Source organism: Arthrobacter sp. SD1074B, from assembly GCF_056780195.1.
On sequence record NZ_JBRAZT010000001.1, the window covers coordinates 1,705,965 to 1,723,991 of the forward strand.

General features: G+C 64.0%; 17 protein-coding genes and 2 pseudogenes. 9 read left to right on the plus strand and 10 right to left on the minus strand.

Annotated elements, in window-relative coordinates; all coding sequences use genetic code 11:
• Positions 1 to 131 precede the first annotated feature (131 nt).
• The 5 genes and pseudogenes from ACUYM2_RS07880 to ACUYM2_RS07900 all read right to left on the minus strand — a co-directional run bounded on the left by ACUYM2_RS07880 (position 132) and on the right by ACUYM2_RS07900 (position 3,447).
• Positions 132 to 692, minus strand: a complete 561-nt coding sequence (locus ACUYM2_RS07880) for an NAD(P)H-dependent oxidoreductase (protein ID WP_481599568.1) — start codon at positions 690 to 692, stop codon at positions 132 to 134.
• A 76-nt stretch (positions 693 to 768) separates the two neighbouring features.
• On the minus strand, positions 769 to 1,194 hold the full coding sequence (locus tag ACUYM2_RS07885; protein WP_481599569.1) for a nuclear transport factor 2 family protein: 426 nt from the start codon (positions 1,192 to 1,194) through the stop codon (positions 769 to 771).
• Between the two features lie 72 nt (positions 1,195 to 1,266).
• Positions 1,267 to 1,836: pseudogene (locus ACUYM2_RS07890) on the minus strand (alpha/beta fold hydrolase).
• 231 nt (positions 1,837 to 2,067) lie between these two features.
• Complete coding sequence (locus ACUYM2_RS07895; RefSeq protein WP_476892656.1) at positions 2,068 to 2,370, minus strand: tautomerase family protein; 303 nt, start codon at positions 2,368 to 2,370, stop codon at positions 2,068 to 2,070.
• A 147-nt stretch (positions 2,371 to 2,517) separates the two neighbouring features.
• Positions 2,518 to 3,447 carry a GlxA family transcriptional regulator gene (locus ACUYM2_RS07900; protein WP_481599570.1) on the minus strand — a complete coding sequence of 310 codons (930 nt, stop codon included), beginning with the start codon at positions 3,445 to 3,447 and terminating at the stop codon, positions 2,518 to 2,520.
• Positions 3,448 to 4,015: 568 nt separating this feature from the next.
• Between ACUYM2_RS07900 and ACUYM2_RS07905 the strand changes: the two genes are divergently transcribed.
• The 3 genes from ACUYM2_RS07905 (at position 4,016) to ACUYM2_RS07915 (ending at position 5,670) form a co-directional block, all read left to right on the plus strand.
• The gene (locus tag ACUYM2_RS07905; protein ID WP_481599571.1) at positions 4,016 to 4,687 is read left to right on the plus strand and encodes a hypothetical protein; all 672 of its coding nucleotides are present in this window, start codon (positions 4,016 to 4,018) and stop codon (positions 4,685 to 4,687) included.
• Positions 4,688 to 4,696: 9 nt separating this feature from the next.
• Positions 4,697 to 5,011: a hypothetical protein gene (locus tag ACUYM2_RS07910; RefSeq protein WP_481599572.1), complete on the plus strand. Its 315-nt coding sequence runs from the start codon at positions 4,697 to 4,699 to the stop codon at positions 5,009 to 5,011.
• 350 nt (positions 5,012 to 5,361) lie between these two features.
• Positions 5,362 to 5,670 (plus strand): hypothetical protein, encoded by a 309-nt coding sequence (locus ACUYM2_RS07915; RefSeq protein ID WP_481599573.1) that lies wholly within the window; start codon positions 5,362 to 5,364, stop codon positions 5,668 to 5,670.
• Positions 5,671 to 5,827: 157 nt separating this feature from the next.
• Here ACUYM2_RS07915 and ACUYM2_RS07920 read toward each other — a convergent pair whose 3' ends face one another.
• The 4 genes from ACUYM2_RS07920 to ACUYM2_RS07935 all read right to left on the minus strand — a co-directional run bounded on the left by ACUYM2_RS07920 (position 5,828) and on the right by ACUYM2_RS07935 (position 9,986).
• Positions 5,828 to 6,052 (minus strand): hypothetical protein, encoded by a 225-nt coding sequence (locus ACUYM2_RS07920; RefSeq protein ID WP_481599574.1) that lies wholly within the window; start codon positions 6,050 to 6,052, stop codon positions 5,828 to 5,830.
• 27 nt (positions 6,053 to 6,079) lie between these two features.
• Positions 6,080 to 6,859, minus strand: a complete 780-nt coding sequence (locus tag ACUYM2_RS07925) for an alpha/beta fold hydrolase (protein WP_481599575.1) — start codon at positions 6,857 to 6,859, stop codon at positions 6,080 to 6,082.
• 595 nt (positions 6,860 to 7,454) lie between these two features.
• On the minus strand, positions 7,455 to 8,429 hold the full coding sequence (locus ACUYM2_RS07930) for an aldo/keto reductase (RefSeq protein WP_481599576.1): 975 nt from the start codon (positions 8,427 to 8,429) through the stop codon (positions 7,455 to 7,457).
• A 186-nt stretch (positions 8,430 to 8,615) separates the two neighbouring features.
• Positions 8,616 to 9,986, minus strand: a complete 1,371-nt coding sequence (locus ACUYM2_RS07935; protein ID WP_481599577.1) for an APC family permease — start codon at positions 9,984 to 9,986, stop codon at positions 8,616 to 8,618.
• 267 nt (positions 9,987 to 10,253) lie between these two features.
• Here ACUYM2_RS07935 and ACUYM2_RS07940 point away from each other — a divergent pair, with 267 nt between their 5' ends.
• The 5 genes and pseudogenes from ACUYM2_RS07940 to ACUYM2_RS07960 form a co-directional block, all read left to right on the plus strand.
• The gene (locus ACUYM2_RS07940; RefSeq protein WP_481599578.1) at positions 10,254 to 11,177 is read left to right on the plus strand and encodes an acetamidase/formamidase family protein; all 924 of its coding nucleotides are present in this window, start codon (positions 10,254 to 10,256) and stop codon (positions 11,175 to 11,177) included.
• A gap of 924 nt (positions 11,178 to 12,101) precedes the next feature.
• Positions 12,102 to 12,587, plus strand: coding sequence for a hypothetical protein (locus tag ACUYM2_RS07945; RefSeq protein WP_481599579.1), 486 nt, complete (start codon positions 12,102 to 12,104; stop codon positions 12,585 to 12,587).
• 756 nt (positions 12,588 to 13,343) lie between these two features.
• Complete coding sequence (gene istA / locus ACUYM2_RS07950; RefSeq protein ID WP_476975978.1) at positions 13,344 to 14,885, plus strand: IS21 family transposase; 1,542 nt, start codon at positions 13,344 to 13,346, stop codon at positions 14,883 to 14,885.
• Positions 14,882 to 15,661 (plus strand): IS21-like element helper ATPase IstB, encoded by a 780-nt coding sequence (istB, locus tag ACUYM2_RS07955; protein ID WP_476975977.1) that lies wholly within the window; start codon positions 14,882 to 14,884, stop codon positions 15,659 to 15,661. Before istA ends, istB begins: the two co-directional genes overlap by 4 nt.
• 147 nt (positions 15,662 to 15,808) lie before the next feature.
• Positions 15,809 to 16,076, plus strand: a pseudogene (locus tag ACUYM2_RS07960) (IS30 family transposase); the annotation flags it as partial.
• 340 nt (positions 16,077 to 16,416) lie between these two features.
• Here ACUYM2_RS07960 and ACUYM2_RS07965 read toward each other — a convergent pair.
• Positions 16,417 to 17,040, minus strand: coding sequence for a hypothetical protein (locus ACUYM2_RS07965; RefSeq protein ID WP_481599580.1), 624 nt, complete (start codon positions 17,038 to 17,040; stop codon positions 16,417 to 16,419).
• A 400-nt stretch (positions 17,041 to 17,440) separates the two neighbouring features.
• On the opposite strand from ACUYM2_RS07965, the gene ACUYM2_RS07970 reads away from it, so the two are divergent.
• Entirely contained in the window at positions 17,441 to 17,941 is a 501-nt protein-coding gene (locus ACUYM2_RS07970; protein WP_481599581.1) for a MarR family winged helix-turn-helix transcriptional regulator, read from the plus strand.
• Positions 17,942 to 18,027: the final 86 nt, after the last annotated feature.

The following is an 18,027-nucleotide window of genomic DNA, read 5'->3' on the forward strand; positions in this document are numbered from 1 at the left end:
GGTATCTCCCACTAGGCCTGCGACCCCCGGCGGCGCGGTCGGCTGAACCGCCCAGCCGGAATACACCCTGCCGACCAGAGTGATGGGCGCCCGCCGGCTCCGGACCATACTCCGGCCGGCGGGCGCCTATGTCATGACACGTGCTCGGGCACGGAGCTTGCCTCTAGTAGGCGGCGGTAGTCCCGGGCGAGGTCCTGCAGCTGCTCTTCCGTCAGGTCACGCACCCCGTGCAGGACAAAGGGGCTGAGCCATTGCATTCCGAGCCGACGGGCCGTGGCTTGCAGAGGGATGAGGATGTCGGTGTAGTCCCATCCGTGGAAGCCGTCGGGGGAGTAGGCATCCCTGGTGCCTCCTGTGCTGGTGGCGACGCGCAGTGTCTTACCGGCAAGCGCCCCCGGCGCCCCGGTGCCGTAGGCCCAGCCTCGGACCAGCACCTCATCCAGCCAGTTTTTGATGAAGGCGGGCGGTGCGTACCAGTGTGTCGGGTATTGCAGAACGACGTTGTCCGCCGCTTCCACTTCAGCCCTTTCAGCAGCGAGGTCGATCCGGCCGTCCGGGTACAGGCGGCGCAGGTCACGTACCGCAAGACCGGGCGCATCCTCCAATGCGGCGGCCAGAGCGTGATTCACGCGGGACCGGCTGAGGTCGGGGTGATCCAGAAGGACCAGCGTTTTAGGGGTTGCGGTTGTCATTCTCGTTTTCCTTTCGGGGTGGGAGGAGGGACAGGGCAGGAGTTGTCTGTCTGGGCGGAGGATGTAACGGCCTGGATCATTGAGCCAGACCTAGGTCGGGCGCACCGGCAGGAGGTGCAACCTGGTTGTTCCACTGCCAGTGCGCCGTTGCTGCCCCGTTCTCGTTGAGAGTGACCACCCAAAGGTTGTCAAAGGTTCCAAGGGCGGGATAGGTCCCCGTACCCTGGGCAGCGAAGGTGTCTCCCGTAATGTGCAGGAGCTTCCAGTCGAAGGTCCAGCAATCTGTTCCCTTCCATCCCGCCCTCAATTTCCATCCCGCGATGATTTCGTCCAGACCATGCCAATCAGTCTCGTACGGCCGTTCGTGGAATTCGGCGTCTGGGGCATAAACGCCGGCTGTAGCGTCGACGCGGTTTGTCCTCCACGCTTGTACGTATCGATTCATCCATCGGGTGGCTTCGTGCTCACTCAGGAATTTGTCCATCTTCTGCTCTGCTTTCAAGGGTGTGAGGTTGTGATGAGCCATAGAAGGCTGCGCTGGCAGGGAGGCCTGCGCCGAGGCCAGCCCGGGCGGTTACTTGGCCAGGAAGCGGAGCAGGATTTCGTTGATACTGGTGGCGTGCGTCCAGAGCATGCCGTGCGGTGCGTTGCGCAGCGCTTCCTCGCTGAGCCGGTTTCCAAGGAATTTGTCGGTATTGAAGAAGTTGTCGTAGAAGTCGGCGAACCATGCGTAGCGGTCGTCAATGGCGGCGTTGCGGATGCCGTCGAACACCGACGACGGAACGCCGCCAGGCTTCGGTCTGCAGAAGGAACGGTTCGAGAGAGGCAAGGAACGCTGTCTTGGCCACGCGGGCCTGACCGTAGGAGCCGATATAGCGTCCGACTTCGCCGGTGCCCATCGAGAAACCGACCAGGACGGCCGTAATCGTAGCCTGTCGTCGGTTTGCTGGATTTGCCGAACCCCCGGCGGTCGTACGTGATGACGCGGTAAACCGCCATTCAAGAGGGCCGCTGTCTGCTTTTCCCGGGAGCCACCATCCAAAGGGTAGCCGTGGACAAGGACAACTGGCTGGCCCGTCCCGTGGTCCTCGTAGTAGAACTCGATGTCTGTGCTGTTCTCGGTACCGACTTTGATGTAGCCCATATTCCTGATCCTTGTCTCGAAGCTGAGAACTAACGTTTTCGCAGCGTCATCACAACTCCGGTCGGAGTGAGGTGATTGCTTTCCTGTATTTGTTGTTCGTACGGGAGTTTCCTGCGCACAGTCCGGGTTCGGAAGGATTGGGTCAATTCCGCTGTCCCCTTGAATGGGCCCGGAGTCGCGCTGTGCGCCGAACGGGGATTGGGGCGTCATGGATGACGTACCAAGTTGGGGTTACTTTTCTTGAACCGGCGCTTTCTCTGCCAGTTCCGGCCGGGTAACCGGGTGGCCGTCAATAGACTCATAAACGCTCTTGGAACGGGCGAGTCCATCCATCAGGCTGGCCGGTCCCCTGAAGGGCAGACCGCCGATGTGCCAGCCGTCGGTGTGCAGTTCCTCTATGAGGACCCAGACCACCTCGCGGAAAGCTTCGGATCCTTCAAACTTGACCATGACGTCAGTTAACGCAGCTGCCATCCGGTGCTTTTCGTCTTCCGTGAAGACGCCGTCGACGAGCTTGACATTTACGAAGGGCATGACCATCTCCTCTTTTGTGGACGCTCCGGATTTCACCGGATGCATCCAGCATTGCCGAGGGAGCGCGCCGGCGGACCCGCGAATCCTGTCAACCAGCCCCCAGATGGCGTCAGCCTGCGACTGAGCAGGCGGTGAGGTTGGGAAGCATTAGGGCTGTGTCAGGAGACTTTCCAGATACAGCGATGGACTCATTCCGATCTTCTGCGTGAAGACGCGCCTCATCGTTTCGGCACTTCCGAATCCGCTGGCGGACGCAGCCGCCGAAACAGTGGCTCCTCTCTGGAGCATTGCCTGAGCGGCCTCGATGCGCACCATTTCAACGTACCGACTAGGAGTGGTGTTGGTTGCCTCCTGAAATCGCCGGGTGAGGCTACTGGCGCTGAGATTCGTCATGGCGGCCATGGCATCAATCGAGTAGTTTGCGGCGGGATCGGCCGTGATGCTGTCCAGGAGTTTGCGGAGGGCGTGGCCGCGGGGTGCGCTCACGCGGACCGCGACCGGGCGCTGGGACTGGCCTCCCGGCCGTTGATTAGAAATAACCATTTGACGGACGACGGCGCGGGCAACGTCGGGGCCGTAGTCGTCTTCAACTATGAACAGGGCCAGGTCGACCCCGGAACTGACACCCGCGGAAGTGATGATCGAACCGTCTTGCACGAACAACGCATCAGGGACGACATGTACCAGCGGATATGACCTGCTGAACCTTTCGATCTGGGTCCAGTGGGTAGTTGCGTTGCGGTAGTTCAGCAAGCCCCTCTGCGCCAGCAGGAAAGCACCGGTACAGACGGAGGCAATCCTGTTGGCATCAGCCGTTAGATCGGAAACCGCGTCGACCAACACCTGCTCGAAAGGTTTCGTCACCATCCCGTAAGCACCCGGAACGATGACCGTGTCCAAGGCGCCTGTCTGTCCGGCGGCGGCCTCGGCGGTTAGATAGTGACCGTTGGAAGCGCGCTGAGCGTTGCCGTCGGCGGAAACCAAAACAGTCTCGTAACGGGCCCCGAAGGCATTAGCGTGGTGGAACACATCAGCTGGCCCGGCAATGTCGACCATGGTGACGTTGTCGTGGATCAAGAATCCAATGGTCTGGCTTGGATTACTCACTTTTCACCGCAGTTTCTGAAATGTAGGGCCGCGCCGCGCAAGGGTGCGCCCACGGGCGCTTGTCTGGATGGCTTCCAATAATCATCAAACCTGACCCCTAAGTTCGCAACAGACGGAGGCGAGGAGCGCTCCGGTGAGCCCGCCGCAGCGTCCCGGGCGTGGAAGCTGCCGGCGCCCTACCTGGGTTGCGCAATGCCTGCTGGACAACCGCATCCCTAAGCACTGCTCGATCATGAGGCGGGGATACCTGGCCCGAGCCGCGGATCCCACACCGAGTCGACTCGAGAAGCGTCCCATCCTTGGGCGCTGAGGAACGTCGCAGCCGCGTCCCCTGTGCGTCTGCTGACGGGACTTTGAGCCCTAGCCCCGGCGTACCGATCAGGCGATGCTCTTATAGGAACGCAGTGTCTTTCAGAAGGAGGGGATGGTCGCCGGCCAAGACATGGGTCCAACAGCCTCCGGCTGTGCCTTGTGCAGTTATTTCCATCCCACAGTTCACCTTTCACAGGCGCAATTCCGGACCGATGTGGAGCTTCAGATGGCAGTCCCGATCCAATCCGCGATTACCCAGCGTCGCGTTCTGCCGGATGTCTGGCTGACCCGAACGGCCGTGGTGCTGTTCATCACAGCCCTGACCGTGGCGTCGATACCGTTTGGGCCTCCACCAGCAGGGCAGGCCATCTGGGCTATCGTCGTCGTCGGCTGTTTTGCTCTCAGTGTCGTCGCAGCGGTCGCAGCCCAGACGCGAAAACACCGCGTGTTCCGCACGCGGCTTGGCTACTGGGCTCTGGCGTTCCTCATCCTTTCGGCGGCGATCATGGTTGCCGCATCTGCCGGCATCTCAGTGGGCATGCAGGTGCCCGTAACCCCTGACGTGTTGATCTCCGCCGGTACCATGGCTCTCGTCGTGGCGGCCGTGCTGGGCATGCTCGCGGCGTTCCGGGCTGACGGAGCGGCCGTTCGTTTCCTGCCGACAACTCCCGCAGGGTGGTGGGCCGCGGCCTTCCTCGCGGTCGGCTTGGTTCTCGGGTTCAGCCCGTGGGCCGTCCTGACACCGGCGGCGATGGCCGGACCAGCCCTGGCCTTGGCGGCGATTATCAGTTACCGGGAGCGCTCGGTGCTGTCGGCCATCGCATTGGTCGCCGGTCCGGCGCAGCTGGCTTTCTTTGATCTCGCCTTTTTCATCAGTCTCTTTACACCCCACCCCTAGGCGGAAGACATGTCCCTGGCAATCACACCACGATCAGCCTCGGGGCGCTGGAGCCTGCTCTTCGCAACCATCACCGTGGTGGCAACCCTCATCGCATGGATCACACTCCTGCCCATGATGGACTACCCATCCGCCACCTGGGTGCGGCACGCCCTTGGCCAGGCATGCATAGGACCCGCAGCCGCGGCAGCAGCCCTCGGACTGGTCAGCATCATTCATCACAAGGAACGCTCCGTGCTGACCTGGGCGACCATCTTGGCCGCCCTCGCGGCGGCGGTTGCAGCGGGCGTGATGATGGTTACCGCTGTCGCTGAGTACCAGTAGGCCTCTTCGCGTCCACTTGTGCATTCAAGCAAGGCGCCATTGATACACCTGGAGTCCGTGTTTGGTGGTTCCGGGATCCTGGAACTGTATCGACTGCTGCGGCACGCGACCTGGCGCCCAGCGGTCAGGCATCCGCGAAAGCCTCTCCGCTGAGGGTCTTTCCTCTGTGCCGCGAGTCCCGTGGCGGCCGGCGTGTACAGGCCGCCTGATCATGGTCCCGGCGCGCCCCGGCGGCCCCTCATCGAGGCGGCTGCCGTCAGCTGGCAGCAGCCGTCGCTTCGACTACGTTTCCCAGCGCCGGACCTAAGCTTGGGTTTAACGCTTATCCGTTCCGCCGAAGGAGAAATCGAATGTCTCGCATCATTTCGACCGGCTTGGCCAAGACCGGTCTCCTGCTCGGCTACAAGGTCGCCCGCGATACGGGCAACAGGCAGGCAGGCGGCGCCATCTTGGCAGCCTGCGGCTTGGCCGCCTTCACGGTTTGGAAAAACGACGCTGGCGCGGCCCGGGCTGCCGCCCTCACGTTCACGTATATTACGGCCTTTGGCGCGTCCCACCCCCTGGCGAAGAAGATCGGCGCGTGGCCGGCAGTATTCACCGTCACCGGGGTCATGGCGCTGACCTCGATGCTCTTTGGCGGGCACCGCAAGGAGTCCTAGTACAACAGGCGCGCTAGCTGTACCCGGCCAGCAGGTTGGTTGCATCTGCTGATGGTTGGTCGTCCTCCGAGGGCGCTGACTTGTGGTCCTGGAGGCGGCGGGCTCGGCCGCGCCGGGCTTCCAGAGCAATGTGTTCGCCGTCCGTGCCGAGGACGGGTCACCCAGCCGGTCGCTCCAGGACAAGGCCGCCGGCCAATTCTGCGTTGGCGAGCTGGCGTGCTTCGTGCCAGCAAGGGGAGGCGCCGACCAACACCTTCGTGTGCTTGTCCAGCCCGTAGCGTCCCATCGCCGAGTCCAGCGCCACGCAGTCGCGGGTCCAGGCCCAGGCGTGTTCGGGGCCTGGCTCGATGGCGGCCACCGCGCCGACACCTTTCTGAGCCAACTAAAAGTAAATGGCGCCGCCCGCAGTTCAGCCGGTGCGATCGAGGATCAGGCGCGCCGCTTCCTGTGGTTGGTCCCAGTGCGGGAAGTGACCGCAGTTTTCGAACCAGTGGAGTGTTGCATCCGGGAACAGCTCCGTGGCCCGCGCCGCCTCACTGGGGACGGTGACCTTGTCCTTCCGCCCCCATCCGATGACCACTTTGCCCTTGAGTGAACCGGCCGGTGCGCCTTCCTGGCGGGGTCCGTGAATCAGCGCGTTGAGGGCCGGGTCCAGACTGGACGATGTCTTGAACCCGCGAAGCTCATGCAGGACCAGATCCTGCTGCAGCTTCCAGGGGCGGGCGGAGAACTGAGCCAACAGGGCCGTGCGGCCAACGGGGTTGCCCGTGAGGAAGGGGAGCGCCGGTTGGATGCGGCGCACCAGTGCGACAGATGCTTTGATGCTTGCACCAAAGATCGCTGCCTGGCGGTCATTCCAGAAGCCACCAGGGTCCAGTGCGATCGTGGTGCCAGCGTGCCCTCGCCGTGCCATTTCCATTGCCATGCGGGCGCCCATGGAGCTGCCCACCAGATCAATGTCACCCAGTTCCTCGTCGCGGATAAAGGCTTCAACGGCATTGGTCAGCGTGGCAATGGTGGTTTCGCCGGTAAGCGGCGCGGATTCGCCGCAGCCGGGGAGGTCGACGGCGATTACATCGCGTTCCGCGGCCAGCGCCGGGATTATTGGGTGCCAGTTGCCAATGCTGGAACCGAGCCCATGGATAAGGAGGAGTGGCTTACCGGAGCCTTGCCGAGTTGAGTGCAGCATGACTTCACTCTAGGGTGCGGTGCAAGATATCTGGCCAAAAGTCATTTTACGAAAGCCCCGACGGCACAGCGCTACGCGGTTAGGCGGGACATCCAACAGGCCTCAGATCGAACACATCCCAGGCGGCGGCGAAGAGTTCAAGCGCCACGTTGTCGGGGGACCTGCTGGCCACGCGGCGCGGGCTCGCCGCCGGTGACACTTCCGGGGAAATATCCGCACGGGGCTAACGACACGCAGGGACGACGCCGCCCACTGATGTGACGAAGACCGGCCCCTGACAGGGCCGGCCTAACGCGTTAAATCGCTGCCCTGGTCCAGGAGGCCGTTGCGGCAGCCTGGCCGGAGGCGCCGAAGTGGTCAATAAGACGGGGGTGAACAATGCGCACACCCTGGGCTTCGGATCGGGTCGTGGTGCCGGACTGGGCCGCATCGCTAAGGTTTTCGGGGGAGTGGCGGCAATTCAAGGGCTGGAATGCAGTTCGAGTCCTACATCGGGCACGCAGGCCCCCACGTCAGAGGGGTTTTTGCTTGAACCCTGCGGGCACACTGATGCTCCTGGTCGTCCGCGATGGGGCACCTGCACCGGTCCCCGCGTTTAGTATCCCGCGACGGCGTGTGGGACGTAGGGGCTTTCCAGTTCTTCCTTTTCCTCCGGGGTGAGCGTCAGCTGCAGTGACGCTATGGCATCCTGGAGATGGGCCGGCTTGCTTGCGCCGACGATCGGCGCGCTGACCACGTTGTTGGACCGAACCCATGCCAGTGCTACCTGGGCGCGGGGCACCCCGCGGCGTTCGGCGATGCCACGCACCGCCTCGGCGACCGCGCGGTCACTTTCCTCGGTGGTGTAGAGCGTCTTGCCGAACTCGTCCTTTTCCGACCGGTTGGTTTTCTCGTCCCAGTCCCGTGTGAGCTTCCCGCGTGCGAGCGGGCTCCAGGGCAGCACTCCGATCTTCTGGTCGGCGCACAGGGGGAACATTTCCCGTTCCTCCTCCCGGTAGACCAAGTTGTAGTGGTCCTGCATCGTCACGAAACGGGTCCATCCGTTCAACTGCTGGAGGTACAGCGCTTTGCTGAACTGCCAGCCAGCCATCGATGATGCGCCAATGTAGCGGGCCTTGCCGGCTTTGACGACGTCGTGGAGGGCTTCGAGGGTCTCCTCGATCGGGGTGGCCGGGTCCCAGCGGTGAATCTGGTAGAGATCCACGTAGTCTGTCCCCAACCGGGTCAGGCTGGCATCGAGTTCCGCGAAGATGGCCTTGCGCGAGAGCCCCCGCCCGTTCGGGCCCTGCCTCATCACGCCGTGCACCTTGGTGGCGATGATGGTTTCCTCCCGGCGGGTGAAATCGGCCAGTGCCCGGCCCACTATTTCCTCGCTGGAGCCGTTGGAGTAAACGTTGGCAGTGTCAAAGAAATTGATGCCTGCCTCCGCGGCCTGGCGGATCAGCGGTCGGCTCTCGTCCTCTGGCAGCGTCCAAGGATGTGGGCCCCGCCCCGGGTCTCCATACGTCATGCACCCCAGGGCCAGGGGTGAGATGTCCATGCCGGTATTTCCGAGTTTGATGTATTCCACGTTTGCTCCTCCGTTAAACGTTCCCGGGCCAGGCTGCGGCCAGCCAAGACCCACGTTATGTGAAAAATACTGCCTGGTGGGCGTATGTGGGGTTTCCCGGCGCCGCTGGGCGGTCCATTTGCGGCGGGGCGGGCTCCCGCCGTCGCTGGCGGAAGGAGAGAGCCGGGAAGGATCGGATTGCGGCGCTTATGAATCCAGCGGAGCCTTCCCGGGCTGAACGGACCGGTGGTCAGCGGATCCCTCGGGGCGTTTTCCGGTCCGGATCCATCGTGAAAGGAAGAAGAGGACCAGCCCCGCTCCCAGAAGGATCCCGGCGCGTATCCAGATGTCCGCTCCTTGCTGAGTCAGCAAAACCACGCAAGAAACCAGAGCCAGGCACGGGATAACAAGGGGCACTCGGAAGTGTTTGTGCTCCACTTTGTCCTTGCGAAGCACCAAAACGGCCGTGTTGGTGCTGATGAAGACGAACAGCAGCAGCAGAACTACCGTTTCAGCCAGTGAACTAAGGTCTCCGCTGGCGGTCAGCGCCATGGCCGCCAGCGTGGTTACCACGATGGCGACCCACGGAGTGCCCCTCTCGGCGAGCACCCGGCCTAGCGCCGGCGGCAGCAGCGACTGTTCGGCCATGCCGAACGCCAAACGACTCGCCATAATCATCGTCAGCAACGCGCCGTTGGCCACGGCAATGAGTGCGATGAGGCCAAAAAGCCAGTCCGGGACTCCGAAACCAGTGGCTTGGACAACCTGCAGCAACGGGCCGGAAGAGCTATTGAGATCGCTTGGAGACAAGGCGACCGACGAAGCCAGTCCGATCAGAACGTAGATGCCACCTGCGGTCAACAACGCTCCAAAGAGTGCCTTTGGGTACACCCGATGGACGTCCCGAACCTCCTCGGCCACATTGGCGGATGTTTCGAAACCCACGAAGGAGTAATACGCCAGCAAGGAGGCGGCAAGAATTCCAGCCCCCGGGGAAACGGCCGGATTAAACTCAAGGACGCGGGACGCGTCGCCGTCACCGCGGCCGAACATCATGCCGACCAGGACAATGACCAGTACGAGACCCGATACCTCAATTACGGTCATCACGACGTTGGCCCTGACGGACTCCTTGACCCCGCGTGCGTTGAGCAGGGAGATCAGGAGCAGAAAGGTCAAAGCTGCCGGTATCGCGGGCACGTCCAGGAACGGCCGGAGGTAGTCCCCGGCGAATGCCAGGCTCAAGCCGGCGGCGCTCGTGACTCCAGCGGCCAACATGCAGAAACCGACGAGGAATGAAATCAACGGTACTTTGAAAGCCCGTTCAGCGAAGACAGCGGCACCACCAGCCTTCGGATACTTCGTGACTAACTCGGCGTAGGAAGCCGCTGTGAGCATCGCTAGGAGCAAGGCCAGGGCCAAGGGAATCCAGATCGCCCCTCCCACTTCGCCGGCGACCTTGCCCACCAGCGCGTAGATGCCCGCTCCCAGAACATCCCCGAGGATGAACAGGAAAAGAAGTGGCCCGGTAATTGACTTCTTGAGTCTTGAACTCGTGGGTTCCGCAGGGGTGCTCATGGGACCAAAGACTACAGGAACTAAGTAGCCTTACTAAAAGTGCTCCCGCAGCGGAACGGCCGGCTGAACCGCCCAGCCGGAATACCCTGCCGGCCAGAGCCGCAGGCGCCCGCCGGTTCCGGAGCATGCCTGGGCCGGCGGGCGCCTAGGTCATGACACGTGCCCGGGCCCCGGGCCGGCGCACTAGGCTAATGGGCGCCACATGCTTCAGTCGAACACGGCATCCGTGTCGAACTGACAACGACCGAACAACTCACGAAGGAAACCATGGCAATCCATGAGCTCCACGCCGCGCCCGAAACCACCGCCGACGTGTACTCGCGGGCCCATTGCCCGGTACTCGTCGTTGACCCGGGGGACACGATAGTCGTGGGTTCCCTGGACGCTTCGGGCTACCTCTCCCGGCAGACGACTCCGGGGGAGCAGCAACCCCGGATGTTCGCTGAGCGGCGTGGACACTGCCTTACCGGACCCATCGCAATTCGCGGAGCGGTGCCGGGCGACATGCTGGCGCTGCACCTGGTCGATCTCCGTCCGGGGGACTGGGGCTGGACGGTCGCCGGTGCCCGCGAATCGCCGATCACGAAGCGACTCGACATCGGAGCGGACGCGCCGTCCTGGCTGTTGTGGGACCTCGACTCCGAGCTTGGTACGGCCACGGAAAGCCGCGGATTCCGTCGTCCCCTCGCGCCGTTCCTTGGAGTGATGGGACTCGCCCCCGCGGAAGAGGGCGAGCACTCGACTACCCCTCCGCGCGCGGCGAACGCCGGCAACATCGACTGCCGCGAGCTCGTGGCAGGCTCTACGCTCTACATCCCTGTCGCGGTGATTGATGCGCTGCTATATCTTGGCGACGGTCACGCGGCCCAGGGAGACGGTGAAGTCGGAGGCACAGCCATCGAGTGTCCAATGCGCACCGAGGCCAAGGTCGACATCGCGCAGGATCGGCCGCTCGCGACGCTTCACGCAGAAACGCCGGCCGGCAAAATCACCTTCGGTTTCAGCGCCGACCTAAACCTCGCGATGGGTGATGCGCTGGATGCCATGGTGATCTGGATGGCCACGATTTACTCGGTCGACAAGCCCACGGCTCTCGCGCTCGCGAGCACGGTCGTCGATCTGCGGGTCACCCAGGCCGCGAACCAGGTCTGGGGCGTGCACGCCGTGCTGCCAAACGGTGTGCTCGCGTGACCGCTTCCTGGTCCCTCGGCGACCGCACGCTGGACGCGTAGCGCTGCTGCAAGGAATCCACCGCTACGAGAAAGAGAGTGAGGTGGCGGAAAGACCGCCGTGATCAGGTGACGTCCCCGGGCTTCCATGACTTCAGGTTCCACCAGGGCAGCCGACCGGTTCTTGGTCCTCGCTGAACCTGTCGAGTGCGCCCGGCTGTTCTTTTCCGGCAACGGATAATTCGCACCCGGCGGCGCTGACACCGGCCGTGTTCAGTCTCGCCAGCCACGTTGAAGAAGGAGGTGACCCGCGTTCCGACTCAGGTCTGCACACTCTGGTCTCCCTGCTGGGCTGGATCGGGCCCTGCTCCTAGTAGCTGAATTCCCTGAGCAGAGCGAGGAGACGCGCAGCTATTGCCTGGTTTCTCTACACCGCGTCTCTCCTGTTGGCCCTCTGCGGAGCGGCTGCGTCCTCCAGTAAGCTCGGCAACGTGCTGCACAGCGACCGGATAGCCAGCGGGCGGTGTTGGCCAGGGTGTACGGCCCGGTGGCTATGTTCCGGCGTTCTCGTCACGCGCAGCCGGAGGCGCGGACCGCATAACAGGATGGTAAACGTCGGTCAGTCGCTGTTGCGTTTCTGTTACGAGGGTTGAGCTGCCCTCATGCTCCCCCTACCGTGGGAGACGGGCAACAAACCAAAAGCGCCACGACGGGACATCGTTCCGGCGCTTCCGACCCCCAGCTTTTTACACGCGGGCACACGCCCGAGGCTCGCACCTGCCCGCGCCACACGGAACTGTGCATACAGAGGTTTCGGCAGGTTTGCGCCTTGTAAACCGTGTTTCTAGACCAGGCCTCCCCGTGCCAAGCAGGTGTGCCCAAGGGCCGCGATCGGGGGCGAGCCACTGGCTCCACGTACGGTGTTCACTCAAAGGGAGGACGAGACATGACACGCCTGAAGACAACACTGAGGAAAGACGTACCAGTCTATCGAGCTATGTTCCCAAGGGTGGCGATGGCAGTGGCCGTTCTCGCTACTGCGTTGTCGGCCGGCGGGTGCAGTTCCGCGGCGCCGGCGAAAGGAACTGACATAGAGGACGTCCACCTTGACGTCATCCGGGAAGTCGTGCCCGACGGGGACCTGGAGTACAAGAGGGTTACCGTGCCGGGCCGAGTCAAAACCATTATCTCCCCTTCAGCCTTCTCTATAAAAGATGCCGACAAGCCCTCCGTCGATGACCTCCTCATTCTGCACAAGAACGAACTCACCGGAGTCAAACCGGGAGCAAGCGTCAACGTCACGGGCATCGTTTATAGGGGCTTCGATGTCGCCGAAGTAGAAAAGGAAACCGGGATCGATCTCGATCAGTCCCTCAGCCGCCAGTGGCAGGGCGACTCCTACATCGTGGCCTCAGATGTCCAACCGCGGTAGCCAGCTATGCGGATTGCGCCAACAGAGCCACCCGCTCGGACGGGGGGCCAAGGGCTGCCAGGCATAAGGGAGTACGTGCCGTGACTAAGAGATTTTCCGAAGGCTCCGAGGGACTGGCGGGCCTCATCGCAGAGACGCCAGGTTGAGAACCCGCCAGGAGCGTCCGGGGGACCCGAGCCTCCGGCGAATGCTCACACTACACGTCCATTGCGGCGAACAGATGACCCTAAGCCCAGCCGTCACTTCACCTTCAGAACGGGAAGAGGGGGACGACGGGCGCGAGGCCGCGTTGCTTACCTACAGGTGTGCCTGCGGCTTTAGCTTTGATCAGACGAATGAATGACACCTCTGCCCTGGACCGTAAACAACGAACGGGCTTCAGCGCCGCCCGGTCAAGGAGCCTCTGGCTGGCTACGCGTTCTCTCCGGTGCCCCGGATTCGCTCGTGGGGACCGACAAAAGCGGGCGTGGAAGGCCCGGAGCAAGAAGAGATTTCGCTCCTGTTGGGGAAGGAATCCATCCGTGAGATCGCCCGACGGTTGGGCCTGTCGCCGTCAACGAACTCTGTTAGCGGCCATGAAAAACTGCCCGTAGGCGGCCACGGAACTGCCCACTGACGGCCATGAAAACTGCCCGTTGGTGGCCATGAGATCTGCCCACTTCCTTACTGAACCCTGCCGCTTAAGCGGCGGGAGCCTCTCCCCGGGGTTTGATGACGGTGTCTAGTCGCACCAAAGTCGCCCGGGAAGAGGCCCTAATGAAGTTTGACGGAGAAATCATGGAAATACTCGCTGCGTATGATCTGACCGGATCGTTGCGCGCCGCCGCGGAACTCACCGGCTGCTCGCACCACACGGTCGCCAGGCACGTCGCTGCCCGCGACGCCGGCCAGCCGATCGCCGAACCGGTCTACCGGGGCCGGGTCACCGATGCGTACCTGCCCAAGATCGAGGAATGGATAGAAGCGTCCAAGGGCAAGATCCGTGCCGACAAAGCCCACGCGAAACTCCGAGACCTCGGCTACGAGGGTTCGGAGCGCTCGACCCGCCGGGCCGTCGCCCAGGTCCGCGCTGCCTGGCGGCTCGGCCATGTCCGGGTGCACCGGCCCTGGATCACGGAACCGGGCATGTGGCTTCAGTACGATTTCGGCGACGGCCCCGTGATCGAGGGGAAGAAGACCGTTTTGTTCGTGGCCTGGCTGGCATGGTCCCGCTTCAGGATTGTCATCGCGCTGCGGGACCGGACGGCGCCGAGCGTGTTCGCGGCGCTGGACCGCAGCTTCCGTGTCATCGGCGGCGCCCCGACCTACGTCCTGACCGATAACGAGAAGACCGTAACGGTTTCCCATGTTGCCGGGGTCCCGGTGCGCAACCAGCAGACGGTCGAGTTCGCCCGCCACTACGGGGTGACGGTGTTGACCTGCCAGCCGGCTGACCCGGCGTCCAAGGGCGGCGTGGAGGCCTCGGTGAAGGTCGCCAAGGCCGACATCGTGCCCAAGGACACCAACCTGCGTGCCGACTACGCTTCCTTCGCCGAGATCGAGGCGGCCTGCCAGGCGTTTATGGACGAGGTCAACCACCGTGAGCACCGGGCCACCCGCCGCAAACCCGTGACGATGCTGGCCGAGGAAGCGCCGCGGTTGCACCGGATCCCGGACACCGCGCACACCGTCGCGTTCGGGCTCTCCCGCAGTGTCCCGGAGAACACGCCGATGGTCACCTTCGAGAACGGGCAGTACTCCGTCCCGGCGTATCTGCTCGGCGCGCGGGTGTTCGTCCGCGCCCACGGCGCCGGAGCCGACGAGCAGGTCATCATCGTCCACCTCGGCGGCCAGGGGCCGGTGGAAGTCGCCCGGCACCGGCGCGCCCGGCCCGGCAGCCCGGCGATCAACGACGCCCACTTCCCTGACCACCGGCCGAAAATCCCGGGTGAGTACACGGTGAAAGCCAGGACGGCCGCGGAGACGGAGTTCCTTAGCATCGGCGACGGCGCCCGGACCTGGCTGCTCGAGGCCGCAGCGGCGGGCACGGCCCGGATGAACGTGAAGATGGCCGAAGCGGTCGCCCTGGCGAAGATCGCCGGGCAGTCCGAGGTCGATCAGGCCCTCGGGACTGCGGCCATCCATGGCCGCTTCGCGAACAAGGACCTGGCCTCGATCCTGAACGCCGCGAGCACGCGAACGACCACCCATGCTGCCGGGGAGACCCGGTCCTTGACCCAGGGCACCGCCGGGTGGGCGGCGATTGGCCGACCACCCGTTGCCGCCCGTGTTGACGGCGCCCTGGAGGAAAGCGCGTGAGCCCGGTCCCGGTCACCGCGCCCGTACTGGCGCCGGAGCTGGAGGCGTTGATGCGGCAGTTGAAGATGCCCCATGCGCGGGCGCTGGCGCCGGAACTGATCGCGACCGCCCGCGCCCAGCGCTGGGAACCGGCCGAGGTCATCAAGGCACTCTTTGTCGAGGAAGTCGCCGGCCGGTCCCGGTCCATGCTCGCCACCAGGCGCAAGGCCGCGGGCTTCCCGACCGGGAAGACTTTCGACACCTGGGACCCTGACGCCTCCTCGATCCCGGCACCGACGCAGCAGGCGCTGCGGACGCTGGAATGGATCGGGCGGAAGGAAAACGTCGTGATCTGCGGCCCCTCCGGCACGGGCAAGACGTTCTTCCTTGAAGCCCTCGGCCAGCAAGCCGTCGAGGCCGGCCTGCGGGTCGCGTGGTTCCGGCTCGAGGACCTCGGCGCTCTGATGCGCGCCCACCGCTCCGATGACAGCGTCACCAGAGTCGTCGCCCGGATCCTGCGCGCAGATTTGGTGGTGGTCGATGACATCGGCCTGTTGCCGGTGGGCACGGACGCGGCCGAGGGCCTCTACCGCCTCGTCGACGCCGCCTACGAGAAACGCTCCATCGCGGTTTCCTCAAACCTGCATCCGGCCGGCTTTGACGAGCTCATGCCCAAAACCCTCGCCACCGCCACCGTGGACCGGCTGCTGCACCACGCGCATGTCTGCCAGACCTCAGGAGAATCGATCCGCCTCAGCCAGGCACTGGCCGGAAAAGGAGTCACCCCAATGAACTAAACCCACACCCCAACATGGCCAACGCCACCGAACACCCGGTGGGCAGATCTCGTGGCCATGAGTGGGCAGTTTTCATGGCCACCAGCGGGCATTTTTGCTGGCCGCCCGTGGGCACAAACTATTGGCCATTGACAGAACTCCCGGAAACTGCGCCCTTCCCGGACCTGGGACCAGGGCACCGAGATGCGCCGGCACAAGGAGGTGAGGATCGCAGCCGACATCGATATTTACTTCTGCGATCCCCACTCACCCTGGCAACGCGGCACTAACGAGAACATGAACGGCCTCCTGCGCCAGTACTTCCCCAAAGGCACCCGACCTGAGCGTCTACAGCCAGACCGACCTCGACTACGTCGCCAACCAGGTCAATGACAGACCCCGCCAACGCTTCGCCTTCCACACCCCAATGAGATGATCAGAACCTTCCCGTTGCGATAACCGCCCGAAACCGCCCCGCCCAGCTGCGTGGCCAAAAGCCCGCCCGGCTTGCTCAGCGTCTTCCCCGAGAGGGCGGCGTCCCGGACCTTATACGTTGACTGCCGCTCCGCTGCGGCGACGCTCCCGCACCGCCGTGAACCCCCGCGGCCAGGTCCGTCTGATGCACGACGACGGCACGCGCGTCCCGGTCACCAGCTCCGGTGCGCCCGAGCTGGAAAGGAGTTCCGCTTTCATAGACATGACAACGCACCCTGCAGCGCGCAACGCAGGACGGGACCGGCGGGCACCGGGCCAGGACTTCAGTTCGCGCCCGTAAGTCAGGCGCCGCCCGGGGTCGTCCGCCCGGCGGTCCGGCGTCGGGCGTTCCGCACTGCCCGGATCGCCGCGGTTACCAGAAGGATTGCCGTCCCCACTGCGACGGCGGCCAGCATCCTCTGCACCCCGTGGGTGCTGCCCACCAACGCACGGGAGCGAGGCCCGGGGCCGGCCACCTCCATCTGACCGGTAACTTCACTGCCATCCAGCACCCAGTCGGACGCGGGAGGAAAAGTGCCGGCGGGCAGCTTTTCGTTTCGCAGTTCCCGGCGCGAGGCCAGGCGTTCCCGGACCTCGGGATTCGGGGCGTCCACGGCGGCTTCTGCAGCCAGGGCGGCGGGATAGTCGATGATGTAAGGCTCGCCATAGAACGCCGCGGAAGCCACCGAGTCCAGCCAGATGCTGGTGGGTGCTTCCACGCCCCGGCGCGAAAATTCTTGCTGGAGCATGTCGCTGATGTCGGACAGGCTCTTGCCGGCAGCCTCGCGGGTGACTTCGAAGATCGCCGACTGGAGCAGCATCTTCTGCTTCGCGGCAGGGTCCTGGGCGCTTGGATCCTGGCCCGTGGGGTCGGGGTCGAGGGGCGTTGCGTCTGACGGGTTCACGCTGCTTGGACTGGTGCTCATGGATTTCCCTTCGTCTAGCCGTCTCCGGCAGCTTTCTACGTCTTCATTGGACCTGGTAGGGGCGGGCGCCGGCGCTGCGGAAGACCAACCCTTTGCCGGGCGCGGCAGAGGGCCGGACGCATCGGCCGTCGGGGTCAAGCGTTCCGGCAAAGAACAGGTTTTCGATCCGGACGTGATCGCGGAACCATTCCAGGTGCCGGAAGTTGGGCGTTGCAGCCGCCCCGGAGGTGCCCAGGTGGGGGCGGGGGGACCGGAGACCTCCGGGCCGCGCGCGGCGGCGACGGGGGAGACGCGCAGCCGGGTGTTGCGTCTTCATGGTTCTCCTTCATGTCGGCTGTGAGCAGGCGAGGGAAGTTGGCAAACTTTGCGGCGGAGCAAGTATTGGAGGAAACTGGTGCGCATGGATACTGCTGGTGGATCTGAGTCAATCCCGGAAGCTACAAGTAGGGAAGTTGAAGCGGTGATGCGTGCCGCTGACACCCTTTTGCGTGTAGTGGCACGCTCTGTTGCTGAGGTCGAGGACGTGGTGAATTCTCCGCAGTTGCGGGTCTTGGTGCTCATCCATACCCGCGGACCGCAGAACCTGGGTGGTGTGGCAGCGGAACTGGGCGTGCATGCTTCGAATGCCACGCGTATCTGTGACCGGCTGGTAGCGGCTGACTTGCTGGAGCGCCGTGAAGACCCCGCCGACCGCCGGTACGTCCGGCTTGAGCTGACCGCAAAAGGAAGACTGCTGGTGGATTCCGTGCTGGACCACCGGCGGCAGGCGATTGCGGAGGTCATTTCGCGGATGCCGTCAGGTCGCCGTCCCGCGCTGGCCGCGGCGCTCGAGGCTTTCGCCGCCGCCGCTGGTGGCCAGGGAACCTCTGACGGTCGGTTTACATTGGGAGCCGGCGCGTGAATTGACCGGGTGCTGCTTCGGCAAGCCATGTTGTAATTGAACCCCGATACTTGCGCATGCGCAATAGTTGGTTGATCGCTCGAGTG

Excerpts from the sequence above, each read along its gene's own strand:
- ACUYM2_RS07925 (WP_481599575.1), bottom strand. The coding sequence starts at position 6,859 with ATGCTGCACTCAACTCGGCAAGGCTCCGGTAAGCCACTCCTCCTTATC.
- ACUYM2_RS07880 (WP_481599568.1), bottom strand. The coding sequence starts at position 692 with ATGACAACCGCAACCCCTAAAACGCTGGTCCTTCTGGATCACCCCGAC.
- ACUYM2_RS07905 (WP_481599571.1), top strand. The coding sequence starts at position 4,016 with ATGGCAGTCCCGATCCAATCCGCGATTACCCAGCGTCGCGTTCTGCCG.
- ACUYM2_RS07935 (WP_481599577.1), bottom strand. The coding sequence starts at position 9,986 with ATGAGCACCCCTGCGGAACCCACGAGTTCAAGACTCAAGAAGTCAATT.
- ACUYM2_RS07945 (WP_481599579.1), top strand. The coding sequence starts at position 12,102 with ATGACACGCCTGAAGACAACACTGAGGAAAGACGTACCAGTCTATCGA.
- ACUYM2_RS07970 (WP_481599581.1), top strand. The coding sequence starts at position 17,441 with ATGGATACTGCTGGTGGATCTGAGTCAATCCCGGAAGCTACAAGTAGG.
- ACUYM2_RS07940 (WP_481599578.1), top strand. The coding sequence starts at position 10,254 with ATGGCAATCCATGAGCTCCACGCCGCGCCCGAAACCACCGCCGACGTG.
- istA (WP_476975978.1), top strand. The coding sequence starts at position 13,344 with ATGAAGTTTGACGGAGAAATCATGGAAATACTCGCTGCGTATGATCTG.
- ACUYM2_RS07895 (WP_476892656.1), bottom strand. The coding sequence starts at position 2,370 with ATGCCCTTCGTAAATGTCAAGCTCGTCGACGGCGTCTTCACGGAAGAC.
- ACUYM2_RS07965 (WP_481599580.1), bottom strand. The coding sequence starts at position 17,040 with ATGAGCACCAGTCCAAGCAGCGTGAACCCGTCAGACGCAACGCCCCTC.
- ACUYM2_RS07915 (WP_481599573.1), top strand. The coding sequence starts at position 5,362 with ATGTCTCGCATCATTTCGACCGGCTTGGCCAAGACCGGTCTCCTGCTC.
- ACUYM2_RS07910 (WP_481599572.1), top strand. The coding sequence starts at position 4,697 with ATGTCCCTGGCAATCACACCACGATCAGCCTCGGGGCGCTGGAGCCTG.